The following is an 18,009-nucleotide window of genomic DNA, read 5'->3' on the forward strand; positions in this document are numbered from 1 at the left end:
CTCCTGCTGTCGGTTGACCGGCCGCTACTGCCACGTCGCCGCTCGCCACATCGTGATTGTAGCCGCGGCAATGGGAGTGAGGATCGGATCGTCCACGGCGGTGTCCAGCGCGGCAGGTTCCAGCTTCACCGGCCAGATTGAATCGTGTTCGGCATCATCCAGTTCACTGGCGACGGCGGCGCTCGTGCGTGGGGTGCTGGCGGTGAAGATCAACTCGGGCTGGCGGATCGAGTTGTCCTGCACGAGGCCGATGCAGCGGACGTCCCGCACCTGCTCGCGCGGCAGGTTCAGCTCTTCCTGCAACTCGCGGTAGACGATCTCGAACACGTCGCGGCACTCGCGCGGTTCCACGGCACCGGCGAACGGGTGTACGCGGTGCGGGTAGTACGCCACGCGTCCACCACGCCGGCCGAGCAGCAGATGACCGTCGGACGTCGTCAGCGCGACGCTGGCGCCCAACGGGTTGGCGAACACGTCTGAACCATATCGATCGGCCAACGCCGCCGCGTAGTTCAGGTTCGTGCCGACGTTGATCCTGTAGCTGGTGGGGGAGAACCGCAGGTGCAGCACATCGGCCGACGCGTCGTACGATTCCAGCCGACACATCGGCCCGTCGAACAATTGCACCCCCGGCTTGGCCGCAGCACGCCAGGCCGACTCGATGCCCTGTTCCACTTCATCCACAATGCGCCGCCCGGACGGAACCTCGGTCATCGAGATCTGTCCGGGATGCCAGTTGCCTTGGGTGATGATGCTGAACATATCCGCTTGACCCACTCGCCGGACCGGCCGCTTTAGCGGCCGGTAATCGCGCTCAACCTAACGTCGAATGATCGCCGTGGCGGGCAGGCGCAGCGTGAACTTGCTGCCCTTGCCAAGCTCGCTCGCGACCTTCAGTTCGGCGCCCATCGCGTCGGCCAGGCGCTTGCAGATCGTCAGCCCTAAGCCGTTGCCCTTGTTGCGGTCTCGTTCGGGATTGCGCAGCTGGAAGAACTCGTCAAAGATGAACGTGAGGTGTTCGATCGCGATGCCCATGCCGGTGTCGCTCACGCTGATCTGCAACCGTCCGTCGGCCGCGTCGATATCGTAAGCGATGCGCACCTCGCCGGCCTCGGTGAACTTAATCGCGTTGCCGACCAGGTTGCCGATCAGCCGCGCCAGCTTGATCTTATCGGTGCGCACCCATATCGGTGGACCGTCGGCGAGCGTAAACGCCAGGTTGCGCTCGCGGGCCAGCGGCATCAGGTGCTGGCTTTCCAGCATGAGCAGCGCGCGCAGCTCGAACTCGGTCTCCTGCAGCTCGATGCGCCCGGCGTCAAAGCGCGTCACGTCGAGCACGTCACCGAGCAGGTTTACTAAAGCCATGGAACTCGAATGCAGTTCCTTGGCCATCTCGGCGATCTCGCCCTCGCGGCCGGGGAGGCCGGCGGTGCGGCGAATGAGCTCGGCGAGCAGGCTGATCGCGTTGGCGGGCGTGCGCACGTCGTGGCTGACCGCGGCCAGGAAGCGCGTCTTGCGCACGCTGGCCTCCTCCGCCTCGCGCCGGCGCACGTCCAGCTCGCGTTGAAGTTCCTTCAACGGCGTCACGTCGACGAACGCCGACACCGCCGCCTCCGCGTCACCGTTGGCGTCGCGCAGCGGCGCGATGCTGTACAGCAGCGACAACCGCCGCCCGCTGTTCATCACGATCTCCAGCTCTTGGTTGCTCACCTCGGCGCCGGTGCGCAGCGCCTCGGCCATGCGCAGATCGCGGTACTCCTGCCCCTCTTGGAACAGGCGTCCGGTCTTCAGCAGTTCCTCCTGCGGCACGTCGGTCTCGAACGGCACGCCGAGCATGCGTGCCCCGGCCGGGTTGAAGCGCAGCGTTGTCGCGCCCCTCTCCATGATCGCCATGCCCACGGGCGCGGTACGGAAGACCGTCTCGAACCGCTGGCGCTGATTGGCGACCTCCTCGAACAGCTCCTCGGAACGTAGCGTGGTCGACGTCTGGTTCGCGAGCGATTCCAGCAGCGCGACCTCGTCGTTCGTCCAGGCGCGCGGTTGCAGGCTGTACGCCTCGATCGCACCGATCAACCGCGCGCCGATGCGCAGCGGCGTGCTGATCATGCTGCAGAACCGTGTGCCGACCTTCGGATGTGGCACGCGCAGTTCCGGGCGCAGCGACAGGTCCTCGATGTACGCGGTGCGACCGTGCGTGAATACCAAAGCCGTGAACGTGCCGTCGAGCGGCATCGACCCGTCGGTGGGACCCTCGGCGCCGAAGCCGTTATGGCAGGCGATCGTCAGCTGATCGTTCCGGCGCAGCAGCACGGCCGTGGCGCTGGTGGCGGGCTCCAGCAATACCTGCAGCGTCTGGCAGATGCGCTCCAGCGCCTCGCCGCGCGGCATGTCGATCGACAGCCGCCGCGACAGCTCCAGCAACACGCCCAGCGCCCGCTCGCGGCGCTGAAGCTCGTCGTTCGTGCGGCTCAACTGGGCGCTCTGGCGTTCCAGCTCTTCGGTCTGCGACTGCAGCTCCTCGTTCTGCCGCGCGATCTCCTCCTCGCGCGCTGCCAGCTCGCTGTTGGACTGTTCCAGCGCGTCGCGGCGCTCGTTGGTCTCAGCCCAGGCGCGCAGCAGGTGGTCGAAGACGACGGCCAGCACGGCCAGCACGGTCAACAGCAGCGTGCGGTGCAGCAGCACGCGGGCGTCGCTGCGCTCGATCCACTGCGCGCTCATCGACAGGACGGCGGCGATGACGAACAGCGTCCACAGCACGCGACGGTCCCGCGTCCACCAGCAGGCGATGAAGACGGTCGGATAGACCACGGCCGCGTTGAACTTCAGGCCATAGTGAAGGTCCAACCAGAACAGCGTGCACATCGCGACGACCGCGGTGAACGATATCGCCGCGTTGAGCGGGCCGAACCTGGGATGGGGCGGTGCCGACATGCTCATTGGCCTCGGCTCCTGCGAAACAGGCCCGGTGCCACCTGCGACAAGCGCGTGGCGCCGGTGGGGGTCTCGGCCTTGCCCAACACCAGCACGCCGCCGGGCCGCAGCGCGGCTTCCAGGCACTGCCAAAGCTGCATGGCCGCGTTAGGTTGGAGGTAGATCGACAGGTTACGACAGAGGATCACGTCGTGCAGTCCCGGTTCGGCCTGCTGCAGCACGTCGGCGGCGCGGAACTGCATGGCGCAGCGTAACACGTTCAGCGCGCGCCACGCGCCCTCGCTCCCCCCAGCGTGCGGCACAAAGTAGCGATCGCGCAGCGCCGTTGGCATCGCCAGCATCTCGGCCGCACTGAACACGCCCGCGGTCGCGCTGGCGACGGCGGTGGCGCGGCAATCAGTGCCGACCAGGCGCGAGCGCAGCAGGCAGCTGGCTTCCGACAACAGCACGGCCACCGAGTACAGCTCGTGCCCCTCGGAACAGCCAGCGCTCCAGACGCGCAGCTGGCCACCGGTCTCGTCGATCAACTGGGGCAGAAGTTCGTCGCGCAGGCGCGCGAAGACGCAGGCGTCGCGGAAGAACGACGTGACGCCGATCATCAGCGCGTCCAGCGCCACCGGCACCACCGCCGGCGCCGTCTCGACGTGGCGGCGCGCGGCGCCGGTGGTGTTGGCGCGCAACGCGCGCAGGCAGGCGGGCAACCGGCGGAACAGCGTGCCGGGCTTGTAATGCTCGGGCCGCAGGCCCGCGGTGCGCAGGATCTGGTGCACGAACGCCTCGTCGTGCTCGAGCAACGCCGGGTGCACCTCGGGATGCATCACCCGCGGCGGGCGGGGCGTCAGGTCCAACGGGGGCCGAGACGCTTCCAGATCGCTCGGAAACACCACGTAGCTGAAATTGGCTGAACGATTCGACACCCTACGACATCCTCATCCCCAGGTGGGTCGCCATACCTCTTCATTTCATTCAGACGTCCTTCAAGCAAGGGTTATACCTGATTTGTCCCCGCGGCACACAGGCGGCACGCCTAAACCAACAGTAGTATCCGCTTGACTGGGCGGTAGTTACCACGATGAACAGAATCGCGGTGGATCGACTTGCGACGGGAAAAGAACGGTGACGAAGCTAGCAACAAATCAGATTGTCTGGGCTTTTCACATGCATGGGCTCAGGCACCCATGCCACGGTGAACGCCAAACCACCTTCTTCATCTTGGCGTTCCGGCGGCCTTGGCGGGTCAATTGATGTATGGGAAGGTCCGAAGCGGGGTGGTTAAACGTTGATGATCTGAACCGTATCCGTCTCGGTATCCAAGAGGGCGACGGTCTTTTCGGTGCCGTCGAGCGAGCCGGGGCTGATGACGCGGGTGCGGCCGTGGCGTTCGTCTTGCGTGGCCTTGCTATGGCCGACGATCAGGTAGTCGTACAGCTTCTCACGGACGAGGAGCTTGGTCATCTTGGTGTCGTTGCCGTGAATGACGGCCATCGACTTCCCGTCGCTCTCGAGCTCGCCCATCATGCCGAAGCATTGAATGCCAAGCTGATCGGCGTGTCGCAGCAGACCCATGCGATCCGAATCGCGGTCACCCCAGACGAACGCAGCGTTCAGGCCGGCAAGTGGGTCGAGCACCTTGCGGTTGCCTATGTCCCCGCAGTGGACGAACAGCTCCGCCCCGGCGTCGGCGAGCACGCGCACCGCGGTCGCCATGACGTCGAACCGATCGTTCGTGTCACTCATAATACCCACAAGCATGGGCCGCGGATTGTAGTGGCGGTGTGGAAAAGTAAAGAGGGCGCCTAGCGGATTTTTGAGCGTGTCAATATGGGAAAGAATAGATGCACGTGAATGAGTGCGTCACATCGCGATCGAATTCACCTAGTTTCGCTTCAGCGCAGTTGGCGCGGCGCGACCGGAACCACAATGGACTGCAGCGTGCCACTGGACGTGTCGAGCAACGCCACCGTCTTCACGGCGGCCCGATAGAGCGCGCCGGGATTGATGACGCGCACCGGCCCCATCATCGCGTCCTGTCGTTGGTGGGTGTGGCCTTGGAACAGGTAGGCATAGCGATCGTCGGCCAGGGCGCGGCGCTTCAGGTTCAGGTCGTCGCCATGCAGGACGAACGCCAGCTTGTCGTCCAACGGCACCTCACTGGCGACGCCCAGGCAATGGACACCAACCCGGCCGGCGTAGGTGGCGAGCTCGTCGCGGTCCCAGTCGTTGTTGCCGAAGATGAAGTACGCCGGCACGTCGCCCACCAGCAGGTCGACGATCGCCGTGCCCCCGACGTCGCCGCAGTGAATAAGCACCTGCGCGCCGCCCGCGAGCAAGCGTTCGACACCCGCCTTGGCGGCGTCGAAATGGCCATGCGTGTCGCTGAGAAGTCCGACGATCACGTTGCACAGGCTACCGGGAGCGGCTTGGAAATGTAACGTGCTGGTAGTAAGCGTCCGGCCGCTACCATTTCCCTCAGATGCTCTCCCGTTCCGCGTCGCGTATAACACGCACGGTAATCACCGTCGAAAGAGCCAATCCGTGCCCGACCCGCAACCACCGCAGCCGCCCGATCCCGAAGGACGACCTCTACAGGAACCAACCGACATCGACCGGCCCGCCTCGGCGTCGCCCACCGAGCCGGAGATGGAGGCCGAGGCGATCGGCGTCGCCCACGATCCGTACGCGGCGCTGCGCTACCGCGACGCTCGGCTGTACATGGGCGGGGCGCTGCTCGAGATCGTCGGGTCGCAGATTCAGACCGTGGCGCTCATGTGGGAACTGTTCCAGCGCACCGGCAGCCCGCTGACCCTGGGGTGGGTGGGTGGCGTGCAGGCCATTCCCATGCTGCTTCTGACCCTGCCGGCCGGCTACCTTGCCGACATCGTCAGCCGGCGGTTGCTGGTGGTGGTGTCGCAGGTCGGGCAGGTCGCGGCGTCGCTGTGGCTTGCCTACCTGTCGTGGCACACGGGGTCGGTCGCGCTGATGCTGACCGCGATCGGCCTCGGCGCGATTTTCCAGGCGCTCGGCTCACCGGCGCGGTCGGCGATGCTGCCGAGCCTGGTGCCGCCGTCGGTGTTTCCCAATGCTAAGGCGTGGTCGAGCAGCAGCTTTCAGGTCGCCAGCGTGGGTGGGCCGGCGTTGGGGGCGTTTGTGCTGAGCATGCTGGGCGCGCCATGGGCCTACGTGACGGCCGCGGTGTTCTCGCTCATCTACGCGATCAACACGATGCAGGTGAACCCGCGCCCGTTCGATCGCGGCGTGCGCGAGCCGATGATGAAGAGCCTTAGCGAGGGCCTGCGCTTCGTGTGGAACACGAAAATCATCCTCGCGACGATCACGCTCGATTTGTTCGCCGTCCTGCTGGGTGGGGCGGTCTACCTGCTGCCGATCTTCGCCAGCGAGCGCCTGCACGTGGGCGAGTACGGCTTCGCGTTCCTGCGCGCGGCGCCAGCGGTGGGGGCGTTCGTGACCGCGATGATCATCGCCCACACGCCCCCCTTCAAACGCGCCGGCCGGGCGATGCTGCTGGCGGTGGCGGGTTTCGGCGCCGCCACGATCGTGTTCGGCCTGAGCACGAACTACTGGCTATCGCTGGCGATGATCGCGCTCACCGGCGCGTTCGACAACGTCAGCGTCGTCGTGCGGCACACGCTGGTGCAGGTGATGACCCCCGACCGCATGCGCGGCCGCGTGAGCGCCGTGAACAACGTCTTCATCGGCGCCAGCAACGAGATCGGTGGCTTCGAAAGCGGCGTGACCGCGGCGTGGCTGGGGGCTGTGCGCAGCGTGGTCTTCGGGGGCATCGGCACGATCCTCGTCGTGGCCGCCGTTGCGATGAAATGGCCCCAGGTGCGCAACTTCGGCTCGCTGAAGGACGCCAAGCCGGCTCAATGACTCGGTTAGAGCAAAAGATAACGTAGATGAAGCAGATGAGAACGTTCTCAATCTGCGCCATCTGCGCAATCTTTGTTCACTTCGCTTCGAACGTCATCGCGCCACTGTTCATGCAATAGCGTTGGCCGGTGGGTTGCGGGCCGTCGTCGAAGACGTGCCCGAGGTGTCCGCCGCATGTGGCGCATTCGACTTCAACGCGGTGGCCGTCGGCGTCGGTTACCACGGTGACGGCTTGCTGGTCGGCCGGTTGCCAGAAGCTCGGCCAGCCGGTGCCGGAATCGTACTTTTCGTCCGACCGGAACAGCAGCGTGCCGTCGGCGGCACAGCGGTAGACGCCCGGCTTCTTGTTGTCGTGCAACGCGTTGCGGAAGGGGGGTTCGGTGCCTTCCTGCCGCAGGATGTAATACTGGTTATCGGTTAACCGCTGGCGCCATTGGGCATCGGTGACGGCACGGGGGTCAGCGACAGCCGATCGCGTTGTGGCGCCGGCAGGTTCGTCCGTGGGCTTGGGCGGTTGTTCGCAGCCAATGATCGAGACGAAGGCAGCGATCGTCAGGCAAGTAAGCAGCTTGGCGAAGATAAATCGGGACATGTGAAAGTATACGCGGGCATTGTTGGGGTAGATGTGGCGCAAAACGTGATGCAGGAGGAAGAGAGGAGACGGGGGGAGAGACAGGCAGGAATGCCTGTCCTACAGAAGAGGGAGAAATACGCCGAGCGACATACCGGCCTTGCCGCTTTAGCGGCAGGGTCTTCTACACCCGCGCCGACGCGCACCGTCGATGAGGCCTAAAACTCGCGCCGTTGACGAGCCGTCGGGATGTTCAGGATCTTCCGGTATTTCGCGACCGTGCGGCGGGCCAGCTCGATGCCCTGTTCCTTCAGCTTCTCGACGATCTCGTCGTCGTTCAGCGGGTTCTGCTTGTCCTCGTGGTCGATGATGATCTTGAGCTTTTCCTTCACCGCGTCCCAGCTCATCTCTTCGCCGGCGTCGTTGTGGGTGCCACCACTGAAGAAGCGGCGCAGCGGATAAACGCCGCGCGGGGTTTGGATCCACTTTTCACTGACGGCACGCGAAACGGTCGCGACGTGGATGCCGAGCTGGTCGGCAACCAGGATCATCGGCAGCGGCTTGAGCGCCTCGGGGCCCTTCTCAAAGAACTCCTGCTGCGCGTCGACCACCACTCGGATGACGCGCATGATCGTGCTCTTGCGCTGCTCGATGCTTTCGATCAGCCAGCGGGCGTTGCGCACGTTGTTGGACAAGAACTCGCGCGTCTTCTTGTCGACCGAGCGTTCCTTCATCATCTTGCGGTACATGCCGCTGATGTAGAGGCTGGGGGCCGGGTCGTGCGTCATCTCGATCTCGTACTTGCCGGTCTCCTCATCGAAGTAGACGACCGCATCAGGCGTGATGGGGGGCGCGTCGTCTCCACCAATCTGCTTGCCGGGGTGCGGGTGCAGTCGGGCGAGGTGTTTGACCGCCCGCTGGATCTCCGGGATCGGCCGGCCGAGGCGCTTGCTGATCTGCGGGTAGCGGTTCATCTCCAGGTCTTTGAGATGGTCGCGGACCAGCGCCCGTTCCAGGTCAAAATCGTGGTCGTCGGCGAAGTCCTCGTCGTTCTCGAGCGCGTCCAGCTGAATCAGCAGGCACTCGCTGAGGCTGCGGGCGCCGACGCCCGTCGGCTCGAGCGTATGAATGAGCGTGATGGCGGCCTGGATGTCCTCGAGCGTCAGCGGGGTCTTGGAGTCCTTCTGCATCGCCTCGGGATCGGTGCGAAGGTAGCCTTCCGAGTTGATGTAGCTGATGACGACCTCACCGGCCTTGCGCACGTCGGGCGTGCACTCGACGAACGCCCACTGGCCCATCAGGTGCTCCTGAAGGGTGATCGAGCGGGCGGCGGTGTTGTTCATCGCGTCGAGCTTGCGGTCGCGGTCGCCATCCATGCTCGACGACGCCACGCGGTTGCCGACGCCGGCGTTGGGGCTGAACTCCTCGTTTTCCAGATACTCGCTGATGCGGGAAAGGCGGTCGAAGTCGTCGGCACCGTCCTCTTTGACGACCAAAGCGCGGTCGCCGTCTTCCAGGTCGCGGGTAGAGGTGGTGCCTTCACCGCTTGGGGGCGTATCGGAAGATTCGCCCGGGTTGTCACCATCGATATCGCCTTCCCGAAGTTCCAGAACCGGGTTGTTTTGCAGTTCCTGCTCGATGCGTTCCTCCAGGGCCAGCAGGGGCAACTGAAGGATCTCCATGCTCTGGATCATGCGCGGCGTCAGCAGCTGCCGCTGGTCCATACGCATGGAAATAGATTGACTTAACTGCATCCCGGATCACCCTTTATAGGAAGCTGATGCTAGGCATGAGTTTTGCTCATGTCGAAAGAAGTATAGCAGCAACCCCAATAGTCGCCAACCTAAAATCGACGGGGTTCATCGAACATTCACGCCGGATAAACCCTTACGAAATGGCTTGAAACTGCTGCGAAGTCCCGATAAACTCCGCACACACCACCGGGCAGCACAGTTTATTGATATCCAGATGCGGTTCACGATCCAATAGCGGGGGAATTCTCTTGTCATCCACTCTGCATAGCAAAGTGAATCCAGCCAATGGCGCAGTCGAGGCCGCTATCTACGCTGCGGCGCGATTGCTGGTAGGTCGATCGATCACCATGGTGACGTTGCGCGAGGTCGCCGCCACCGTGGCCAAACGGCGGTCGACGGTGATGATTCTCGGTGAGACGGGCAGCGGCAAGGAGAACGTCGCCCGTTACATCCACGCCCGCTCGGAACGCGCCGGTGGCCCGTTCGTGCCGGTCGACTGCACCACGCTGGCCGACGGGTTGTTCGAAAGCGAAATGTTCGGCCACGTGCGCGGCGCCTTCACCGGCGCGGTCCGCGACGGGCTGGGCATCATCCGCTCGGCCAACGGGGGCACGCTATTCCTGGACGAACTGGGCGAACTGTCGCTTCCCATGCAGGCCAAGCTGCTGCGCGTGCTGCAGGAACGCCGGGTGACGGCCGTCGGTGACACCAAGAGCAAGCCGGTCGACATTCGCGTGCTGTGCGCCACGAACCGCGATCTGCAGGCCATGGTGCATGCCAGCACGTTCCGCGAGGATCTGTACTACCGCTTGAACGTCATCGTAATGCAGGTGCCGCCGCTGCGGGCGCGGCTGGACGACGTCGCCGACCTCGCCCAGCACTTCCTGCACGTGCAGGGCGACGTTTACGAAGAACCGGTCAAGACCCTCTCGCCCGACGCCGCGATGGCGTTGGCCGCTTACGCTTGGCCCGGCAACGTGCGCGAGCTGGCGAACGTGATGGAACACGCCCACGTGCTGGCACGCACCGACCAGATCGCGCTCGCCGACCTTCCCCCGCGCCTGCAGGCCCTGCCTGTCAATCGTTTCAACTTGGGCGACGCCCGCCCGGGCATGCCACGCCCGACCGACACCGACGCCCCCGGCGGCCTGCACCTGGCCACGGTGGAACGCCGCACGATCGCCGAGGCCCTGCGCCGCTGCCGCAACAACAAGGCCGCCGCCAGCCGCATGCTCGGCATCAACATCCAGCGCCTCAACCGCCGGATCATTCACCTGAACGTGCTCACGCCCGAGTCGTGAACCTCTTGCACTAAGCTCCTTCCCTTCGATCGCGCACGATCTACCAACGACAGGAAGCCTGCTTTACCCGCTCACTGATGTGAGCAGGCGCGCGTGCTGCGCGCATGCGAACCTCTCCCTCAAAGGATCCGTCATCCTGAGGTACCCCGAAGGATCTCTTCCGTCCTCAATCCCGTGACTGAAGGCGATCTTCCGTGCGCTTCAGACCCTGTATAGTCAAAACAACCATCAGTTCATTTCGAACCGTTATCGCGATAGAGGCTTTCGCACGCGCGGGTTAACGCACATCCGACGCGAGAAAACAGGTTGAAACAACCACTCTCTTCACGCGATCGCTGCGCGACGGCGCACTTTCGTTTTCATTCTTAACCCTTGTATCGATCACGCTTTGGAGATTCTGGAAATTTCCTTTTTCTATCTGGCACCGCCATCGCTTTAGGGAAGTTCGTTGCAGTCATCAACGGTTGATGACTGCGGGAGCCAGGCACGCATGACGATCGAACACGACATCCTTTCCGTCCTGGCGGTCGACTGTCCACCGATGGACGCCGACGACGCCCTGAGCGTGACCGACGTCCCCACCGCCCGCGCCGCGTTGGCGGCGCTGCGGGTGATGCAGTTCGACCTGATCGTCACCACGACCACCGTCGCCGGCGAACCGGTGTGGCCGTTGATGAGCAAGGTGAGGGCGGTAAGGCCGAAGTTGCGGTGGGTGATGATGAGCGCCCACCTATCGCTTAGTGAAGAGGTCAAAGCCCGCTCGATGGGCGTCGCCCATGTGCTCTCGAGTCGAGCTGGAACGCGCGACTCCCTCGTGTTTGGCTCCATCCATCGGAAAACAACAACAGCACGGCAGTTCGTTTAGCCGCCGTGAAAGATCAACGATTTCAGTAGACCTATTTAACCCGGCAAGGGGAGGAGAATTTCATGTTCACGTTCCGCCATCTCACCACGTCGATCGTGACCGGCGCCATCGCCTTGGCCGCCACCGCGACTCTCTCGAGCGCGGCGACCTACCAAGTATCAACGTTGAACGGGTCGCAAGGTTTCGGATATGACACCGACCAAGCCGCACCCGAATTCGCAGACGGTGGGGGAGCCAACGGAATCGCGTTCTACTCGAACGTCAACGGCCAAGGCGGCAACCCCAACGTCTCCAATGACGGGAACAAGCGATACACCTCCGTGCGCTTCACCCCGGCTGCCATCGGGATGACCGGCCTGACGCTCGGCGACATCTCCAGCATCGTCTACGACACGAAAAAGGTCAGCGGCCTGCGCGATTGGCAGGTCAAGGTCTACACCGACACCGCCACGTCGCCCAGCTGGTTCGCCCATCGCGTGAACTTCGATTCGAACGACGCGGACCATGATTGGACGACCTACACGCTGGACGGCAGCACGCAGACGCAGAGCCTGCACCAGCGCAACGTATTACCGACCGCCAACGTCGAAACATACGACCAATCCTTCAGCAGCATCCAGGCCAGCATCGGCAGCGAGGCCGTCCTCTTCTTCGACATCAGCGCCAGTTACCTGAGCGCGAATAACGAGGCCCCCATTGGGCCGAAGACGTCCTACGCGTATCTCGACAACATCGTGATCGCCGCCAGCGGGTTCGAGACCGCGACGGTCACCGCCGTCCCCGAACCCGCCAGCCTCGCGGTCGCCGGGATCGCAGGCCTGGGCTTGCTGGCCCGCCGGCGTCGGGCTTAATTTGAACTTTCACGCGTTCGGCCGGGTGAATAGCTCGACCGGACGATTCAAGCGGCCACTGTTGGCCGACCAAACTGCTGGGCGAGCAGAATTCGATGACAACCGGTGCGATCCACTCCGCCCGCGGCGCACAACTCATAATTCAAGGTAACCTATGTTCAGCCGTAACTTCATCTCCGCGTCTACTTTGTTCGTCACCGTCTCCGGCAGCCTCTTGACCGCCTCTACCGCCCAGGCGGCGCCGGCGGGTTGGGACGCGTTCGTCATCAGGGACGCGGCCACGACCGTCATCGAGAACGACACGTTGGGGACGGTCGAATACATCATAAACATAAGTGGCAAGAAGGCCGGATTGGGCACGAACCTGATCAACGGCACCAAGGTCGGCAACATCGGCACCCTGTCAATCGACCGCCTTGACGCCAACGCCGCCGGCGGGTCGGCGTATGCGCCGTACATGAACATCTGGGTGAAGGATTCCCTCGGTAACTACGCGGTCATCGCCAACGAGCCGAGCAACCCCGAGTGGACCGGTACCTCCGAATGGGACACCACGGGTGCCAATCTCGCGACGAAGTCGATCAAGTTGTTCGAGATCAGCGCAGGCTTCACCCTTCCCGGCACCAACATCGTCCGTGATAGCCAAAGTGGTGCTCTTTGGTTTAACTCGCTCAACAGCACTGCCGTGACGTTCGACGCGTTTGCCGATTACATCATCGAAGCGCCCGACACCACGTACATTGCGGCCAATCATCCGACCGGTGGCGCGCCCCGCGAATTGGGGACGAACTTGGCCTACGGCTTCAACTGGATCTTTGGTGACACCCAGGGCAACTACAACAGCGGGTCCACCACCGGCTACATCGTCACCAACCCTGTCGCCACCGCCGTCCCCGAGCCCGCCGCGATCGGCATGCTGGGTGTCGCCGGGCTGGCGCTGCTGAAGCGGAAGCGTCGCGCGATGTAATGTGGGCTGACGCGGCACCCGCCTTACGGCCTGCCCCTTGCCGCTGAAGCGGCAAGGCCGGTGGTCCGGTGGGCGAGTTCCGTCGGATCCAATTGAACAGTGGCGTGCCGGGTCGACGTGATCGACCCGGCACGCTCTTTTTCATCCACACGCGCCACTGGGTTGCGTTTGTGCTACAATATCCCTGTGCCGCTGCTGGAGATTGCCAATCTCGATTTCGCGTATGGCCGGACGCCGGTGTTGCGGGACATCAACCTTACCGCCGACGAGGGGTCGACGCTGGGGGTCATTGGCAACAACGGGGGGGGTAAGACGACCTTGCTCCGGCTCATCCTTGGGTTAAGGCAGCCGCAGCGGGGAACGATTCGCATCGGGGGCTACTCGCCGCGCGAGGCGGCCAGGCGGGGGGATGTGTTTGGGTACGTGCCGCAGAATCCGGCGGCGCCGGAGAACTTTCCGATCAGCGTGCGCGACGTGGCTCGATTGGGGTTGGTGGGGAAGACCGGCCTGTTTCGATCGCCGGCGGCCACTGATCTAGCGTTTGTCGATTCGTTGCTCGAACGGCTGGGACTCGCGTCGCTGCACGATGCGCCGGTGGGGTCGCTGTCGGGTGGGCAGTTGCAGCGGGTCTACATCGCCCGCGCGCTAGCGTGCCGGCCGAAGCTACTGGTGTTAGATGAGCCGACGACGGGCGTCGATCGCCGTGGGCAGCAGGAATTTTTGCAACTGCTTGCCGAACTCAAGCGTGAGATGAACCTGACGGTGATCTTCGTCAGCCATGACCTGCGGGCCGTTACCAGCATGTGCGACCGCATCGCGTGTTTGAACGTCACGCTGCACTATCACGATGCGCCGCAGCACTTGCCCAGCGACCTGGTCTATCGCATGTTCTCGTGCGACCTGGAGGCGATCGGCATCGGCACGATGTGCAACCATCCGGAGCACATGACCGGCAAACCGGTGGCGTTGAACCGTTGAGGCCGTTAATCTGCGATCCGGGACCGGAATTGATCATCCGTGAAGAGGAGGGACCGTGCTGCACATCCTGCTGATATCAACCTACGTGCTGACAGCCGCGGCAATCTGCGGGACGGCGGCGCTGGCAGTGCTGTTCCTGCTGTTGCGGTGGGTGTTCCGTTCGATGTTCAACGTTCCGCTGACATTCCAGAAGCCCCCGATGCAGTTGGAAACCCCGGCCGAAGAAGATCGCCCACTGCCATAGCGCAGGTCCTCGCATTTGCCAACCCGTATGTTCGGCCCCACAACCAATCCCGCCCATCCCAATGTCCTATTGGCCGCCGGCGCGATGGCGGTGGCATGCTCGCTGTTGAGCGTCTTCGTCATCCTGCGCCGTTGGGCGCTGGTGGGGGAGGGCATCAGCCATAGCGGGTTCGGTGGGGCGGGCACCGCATGGCTGGCGGCGCTGGTTTGGCCGGTGATGGAACAGCCGTTCATGCCATACGCGTTTGCGATCCTCTTCTGCCTGCTGGCGGCCGTCTCAATCGGTTGGCTGAGCCGGCGGGAAAACGTGAACACCGACGCCGCCATCGGCATCTTCCTCGTCGCCTCGCTCGCCTGGGGATTTTTAGGCCAACAGGTTTACGTTCAGACGCGCCACACCCAGCCGCCGGGGTGGGACACGTTTCTGTTCGGCCAGCTGGAACACCTGACGCTGCGCGACGCGATGGCGTCGGTCTTCCTGTGCGCCGCGGTGCTGCTGGTGCTGGTGGCGATGGGCAAGGAGCTGCTGGCCTACTGCTACGACCCCACGCTGGCCGAGACGGGCGGCGTCCGCGGATCGGTCGTGCATTACGTGCTGATGATCCTGATCGCGATCACGATGATCATCGGCATGCGCATCACCGGCAGCGTGCTGGTGCCGGCGCTGCTGGTCCTGCCCGGCGCCGCAGCGGTGCGACTGACCCGTGGCCTGCGACCGGCGTTCGCGACGTCGCTGGTGTTCGGCGTCGTCGGCACGGGGTTGGGCCTGGCCGCCGCGGCCTACTGGCGCAGCTTACCCGCGGGGCCGTCGATCGTGCTGGCGCTGTTTGCGATGTTTCTGGTGACGCTGGCGATTCCGCGGCGGGCGTAGAGACCGAGGAGATTCACGGGCACTCCGACCGTGGCATGGGCGTCTCGCCCATGCGTGTAGATTGGAACGAGTAATACGATTTGTTGCCGGCGGCGCTGAACGAGCCGCTAAACCAAATCCGATCGCTGGCCTCAAGACGTGCATGGGCGAGACGCCCATGCCACGGTAAAGGCGACCGCGAGCTTAGTCGTGATGCCCACGCCGGATAACTTTGTTCGCGGCATCAATCGCTAATCGAACTTCGGCCTGCGATCCCCCGGCGCGCCCCCGTCGTCGTACCACCGGCCCGATTTCAACGTGATCTTCTTCAGCCCCGCCGAGGCACATGCCAGCAGGATCTGCTGCTGCAAACCCGCGAGCAGCAGCTGCTTCAGGTCGTACAAATGGCTCGACGTGTCGACCAGCACCACTAGCGTGCCGCGGGACAAACTCTCCAGCGAACAATGCTCGTTCAACGACGGCGGCACCAGCTTCCCCCAACAGTCCGCCACCTTCGCCAGCTTCGTCTGCCGCTTCTGAACCGATTCCTTGAAAAACGCCACCATCTCCGGCCCCAGCGGATCGATCGGCTTGCGCTCCCGATGCTTCACGCGCGCCAGCCGCCGCAGCGTGGCGTCGAGGTGTTGTTGGGGGTTGAGGGGCATGGCGGGTGTCAGGCGCGCGGAACGAACTATCATTATGCGACTTCGACAAATGCCGCGGATGTCGACGGCATTGGGACCGGCTGGCCTTCTTCGCGAAGGCCATCCAAGTGAAACTCGATCGCCTCGCGCATCTCGCGCTCGCACTCGTCTCGCGTGGCGCCCGTTGCCGCACAGCCGGGCAGATCGGGCGAATAGGCGGAGAAGCCGGACTGCGTGGGTTCGATGACGATCAGGTACTTCATTTGATCCCTGCCTGCTTCAGAATGCTGTTCAGCGTGCCCGGCGCGAGGTCGTCGTTCGGCTTGCGGGGCACAGTAACAACACCACGTCGCTCGGCATGATTGAACTGACGATAGCTTCCACGCGTGCGGACGTGTCGCCAGCCGTCACGCTCGATCAGCCGGGTCACGTCGCGGACCTTCATCGACGGCTTTCTATCATCAGCACACGCCGTGTATTGAATACATTCGCTGTCACGAGGTGCCGCGCCGCAATGGGTCACCAGTTATGGCACCGATCATATCACGATTTTGACGGATACTGCTTAGCGAATCGCCAAGCCTCGAAAACTGGCATCAGCACGAAGATCAGCGGCGCGAAGCCAAACAAGAGCGTGAGACTGGTGTTCGACTGTAGCGGGAGAAAAAACGCGACCAGGCCAATGAGCATCAGCGGGATCGACCACACGACCAGCCGCTTTCCACCAAACCGGTTGATGGCCACCCACGCGTCATCGGATTGGAACGATTGGGGAAATCGAACCCCGTAGAACGCGTTCCGACCAACATGCCCCCGCACCAGCGGGATGGCCAGCGCGATGCACAACAACCCTACCACCGTCCAACTGATGCCAATCGTGATCGCAATGGGGTCCATAACGCCACCTTACTGCAAGTTCACCGGCATAATCACATACAGGAAATTCGGCCCACCCTTGAGCAACCCCGGCCGATTCGCGGCAGTCAGGTCCAGCGTGATGTCGTCGCTGTCGACGACGCGCAGCGCCTCGGTCAGGAACGTGGGGTTGAAGCCGATCTCCACGTCGGTGCCTTCGAACTTGCAGGGGAAGTTGACGGTGGCCTCACCGCTTTCTGGGCTGCGGCTGGTCAGCACCAGGCCCTTCTTGTTGAACGCCATGCGGACGCCCTTACTCTCCTCCGTCGTCAGCAACGCGGCTCGGCGGATGGCGGACAGGAAGTCGGCGGTGCCGGCGCTCATCTGCTTGTCCGTGTCCTTCGGAATCACGTCCTCGTACGGCGGGAACTGGCCTTCCACCAGATTGCTCGTCAGCGTGGCGCTGGTGGTGTGGAAGATCACCTGGTTCTCGCGCATCTGGAAGCCCACGGCCTCCTCCGGGTCGTCGATCAGCTTGTCGATCAGGTTCAACGCCTTGGCGGGAATGATCGCGCTGGCGCCTTCCTTCGGCAACTTGTCTTCAACCAGATCGCCCTTGGCCATGGCCAGACGGCGGCCATCGGTGCTCACCAGACTGATTTTCTTGCCCTTAGCCACCACCAGCACGCCGTTGAACGCGTAGCGCGTGCTTTCCTTAGCCGCAGCGAACAGGGTTTGGCCGATCAGCTGCTTCAGCGCGCCACCGAGGATGGTGAAGTCGGCCTCGCCTTCAAAGTCGGGCACGGGCGGGAACTCGGAGGCCTTCTGGGTGAAGATCTTGAAGTGCGAGTCCTGCCCGCGAATGCTGGCGTTGGCGCCACCGTCGCCGAGCTCGATTGCGAGGGTGTCGTCGATGCTCTCGCGGACGATGTCGCGCAGCTTGTCGGCCGGCAGGAGGATTTCGCCGGGCTCGTCGACCTGCACCTGGGCGTCGGTGTACCGGATGGCCACCTCGAGATCGGTCGCGGCGACGGTGAGCGTGTTGTTCTCAGCCGTCAGCTTCAGGCACTGCAGCACCGGCTTGGGCGTCCGCGATGCCACGACGTTGCCGGCGACACTGATCGCCTCCAGGAAGGCGCCTCGATTGCAAATCACTTTCATCGCACAGACCTTTCGCGTTCTCTTTTCCGGCTCGCTTGGACGCCCCGAAAGGGGGTCCTGAACTGAGATGGGTACTCTACCCGTACTCTTTATCTGTATAAAGTAACTTCATAGAAGCAGTAGTGATGATGCCTGGCGCAATGTGGA

At 63.6% G+C, this 18,009-nt stretch carries 20 protein-coding genes; 8 read left to right on the top strand and 12 right to left on the bottom strand.

Features of this window, described 5'->3' with window-relative positions:
• Positions 1 to 24 precede the first annotated feature (24 nt).
• From VGN72_10380 to VGN72_10400, 5 genes are all read right to left on the bottom strand, one after another.
• Complete coding sequence (locus tag VGN72_10380; GenBank protein ID HEV7299761.1) at positions 25 to 762, bottom strand: NUDIX hydrolase; 738 nt, start codon at positions 760 to 762, stop codon at positions 25 to 27.
• Between the two features lie 57 nt (positions 763 to 819).
• Positions 820 to 2,937, bottom strand: a complete 2,118-nt coding sequence (locus VGN72_10385; GenBank protein ID HEV7299762.1) for an ATP-binding protein — start codon at positions 2,935 to 2,937, stop codon at positions 820 to 822.
• Positions 2,934 to 3,848 carry a CheR family methyltransferase gene (locus VGN72_10390; GenBank protein ID HEV7299763.1) on the bottom strand — a complete coding sequence of 305 codons (915 nt, stop codon included), beginning with the start codon at positions 3,846 to 3,848 and terminating at the stop codon, positions 2,934 to 2,936. The genes VGN72_10385 and VGN72_10390 overlap by 4 nt, the downstream gene beginning before the upstream one ends.
• Before the next feature lie 355 nt (positions 3,849 to 4,203).
• Positions 4,204 to 4,683, bottom strand: coding sequence for a metallophosphoesterase family protein (locus VGN72_10395; protein ID HEV7299764.1), 480 nt, complete (start codon positions 4,681 to 4,683; stop codon positions 4,204 to 4,206).
• Positions 4,684 to 4,817: 134 nt separating this feature from the next.
• Positions 4,818 to 5,327 carry a metallophosphoesterase family protein gene (locus VGN72_10400; GenBank protein ID HEV7299765.1) on the bottom strand — a complete coding sequence of 170 codons (510 nt, stop codon included), beginning with the start codon at positions 5,325 to 5,327 and terminating at the stop codon, positions 4,818 to 4,820.
• Positions 5,328 to 5,466: 139 nt separating this feature from the next.
• On the opposite strand from VGN72_10400, the gene VGN72_10405 reads away from it, so the two are divergent.
• Entirely contained in the window at positions 5,467 to 6,822 is a 1,356-nt protein-coding gene (locus VGN72_10405; GenBank protein ID HEV7299766.1) for an MFS transporter, read from the top strand.
• A 76-nt stretch (positions 6,823 to 6,898) separates the two neighbouring features.
• Here the strand turns inward: VGN72_10405 and msrB are convergent, their stop codons facing one another.
• The gene (gene msrB, locus VGN72_10410; protein HEV7299767.1) at positions 6,899 to 7,414 is read right to left on the bottom strand and encodes a peptide-methionine (R)-S-oxide reductase MsrB; all 516 of its coding nucleotides are present in this window, start codon (positions 7,412 to 7,414) and stop codon (positions 6,899 to 6,901) included.
• A 197-nt stretch (positions 7,415 to 7,611) separates the two neighbouring features.
• A complete protein-coding gene (rpoN, locus tag VGN72_10415) occupies positions 7,612 to 9,147 on the bottom strand; it encodes an RNA polymerase factor sigma-54 (protein ID HEV7299768.1) in 1,536 nt (511 codons plus the stop codon).
• Positions 9,148 to 9,419: 272 nt separating this feature from the next.
• On the opposite strand from rpoN, the gene VGN72_10420 reads away from it, so the two are divergent.
• The 7 genes from VGN72_10420 (at position 9,420) to VGN72_10450 (ending at position 15,223) form a co-directional block, all read left to right on the top strand.
• A complete protein-coding gene (locus tag VGN72_10420) occupies positions 9,420 to 10,448 on the top strand; it encodes a sigma 54-interacting transcriptional regulator (GenBank protein ID HEV7299769.1) in 1,029 nt (342 codons plus the stop codon).
• A gap of 490 nt (positions 10,449 to 10,938) precedes the next feature.
• Complete coding sequence (locus VGN72_10425; protein ID HEV7299770.1) at positions 10,939 to 11,313, top strand: hypothetical protein; 375 nt, start codon at positions 10,939 to 10,941, stop codon at positions 11,311 to 11,313.
• Positions 11,314 to 11,375: 62 nt separating this feature from the next.
• Positions 11,376 to 12,164 carry a PEP-CTERM sorting domain-containing protein gene (locus tag VGN72_10430; protein HEV7299771.1) on the top strand — a complete coding sequence of 263 codons (789 nt, stop codon included), beginning with the start codon at positions 11,376 to 11,378 and terminating at the stop codon, positions 12,162 to 12,164.
• Between the two features lie 154 nt (positions 12,165 to 12,318).
• Positions 12,319 to 13,131, top strand: coding sequence for a PEP-CTERM sorting domain-containing protein (locus tag VGN72_10435; protein ID HEV7299772.1), 813 nt, complete (start codon positions 12,319 to 12,321; stop codon positions 13,129 to 13,131).
• 186 nt (positions 13,132 to 13,317) lie between these two features.
• Positions 13,318 to 14,109 (top strand): metal ABC transporter ATP-binding protein, encoded by a 792-nt coding sequence (locus VGN72_10440; GenBank protein HEV7299773.1) that lies wholly within the window; start codon positions 13,318 to 13,320, stop codon positions 14,107 to 14,109.
• 55 nt (positions 14,110 to 14,164) lie between these two features.
• A complete protein-coding gene (locus VGN72_10445) occupies positions 14,165 to 14,353 on the top strand; it encodes a hypothetical protein (protein HEV7299774.1) in 189 nt (62 codons plus the stop codon).
• Between the two features lie 27 nt (positions 14,354 to 14,380).
• Positions 14,381 to 15,223, top strand: coding sequence for a metal ABC transporter permease (locus tag VGN72_10450; GenBank protein HEV7299775.1), 843 nt, complete (start codon positions 14,381 to 14,383; stop codon positions 15,221 to 15,223).
• A 230-nt stretch (positions 15,224 to 15,453) separates the two neighbouring features.
• Here VGN72_10450 and VGN72_10455 read toward each other — a convergent pair whose 3' ends face one another.
• The 5 genes from VGN72_10455 to dnaN all read right to left on the bottom strand — a co-directional run bounded on the left by VGN72_10455 (position 15,454) and on the right by dnaN (position 17,862).
• Complete coding sequence (locus VGN72_10455) at positions 15,454 to 15,867, bottom strand: DciA family protein (protein ID HEV7299776.1); 414 nt, start codon at positions 15,865 to 15,867, stop codon at positions 15,454 to 15,456.
• A 32-nt stretch (positions 15,868 to 15,899) separates the two neighbouring features.
• Positions 15,900 to 16,109 carry a type II toxin-antitoxin system HicB family antitoxin gene (locus VGN72_10460; GenBank protein HEV7299777.1) on the bottom strand — a complete coding sequence of 70 codons (210 nt, stop codon included), beginning with the start codon at positions 16,107 to 16,109 and terminating at the stop codon, positions 15,900 to 15,902.
• Positions 16,106 to 16,291: a type II toxin-antitoxin system HicA family toxin gene (locus VGN72_10465; GenBank protein HEV7299778.1), complete on the bottom strand. Its 186-nt coding sequence runs from the start codon at positions 16,289 to 16,291 to the stop codon at positions 16,106 to 16,108. Before VGN72_10465 ends, VGN72_10460 begins: the two co-directional genes overlap by 4 nt.
• A 98-nt stretch (positions 16,292 to 16,389) precedes the next feature.
• Positions 16,390 to 16,743 carry an SdpI family protein gene (locus VGN72_10470; GenBank protein ID HEV7299779.1) on the bottom strand — a complete coding sequence of 118 codons (354 nt, stop codon included), beginning with the start codon at positions 16,741 to 16,743 and terminating at the stop codon, positions 16,390 to 16,392.
• Positions 16,744 to 16,752: 9 nt separating this feature from the next.
• The gene (dnaN, locus tag VGN72_10475) at positions 16,753 to 17,862 is read right to left on the bottom strand and encodes a DNA polymerase III subunit beta (GenBank protein ID HEV7299780.1); all 1,110 of its coding nucleotides are present in this window, start codon (positions 17,860 to 17,862) and stop codon (positions 16,753 to 16,755) included.
• Positions 17,863 to 18,009 lie beyond the last annotated feature (147 nt).

The sequence above is a fragment of the Tepidisphaeraceae bacterium genome (assembly GCA_035998445.1).
Classification (GTDB): domain Bacteria; phylum Planctomycetota; class Phycisphaerae; order Tepidisphaerales; family Tepidisphaeraceae; genus DASYHQ01.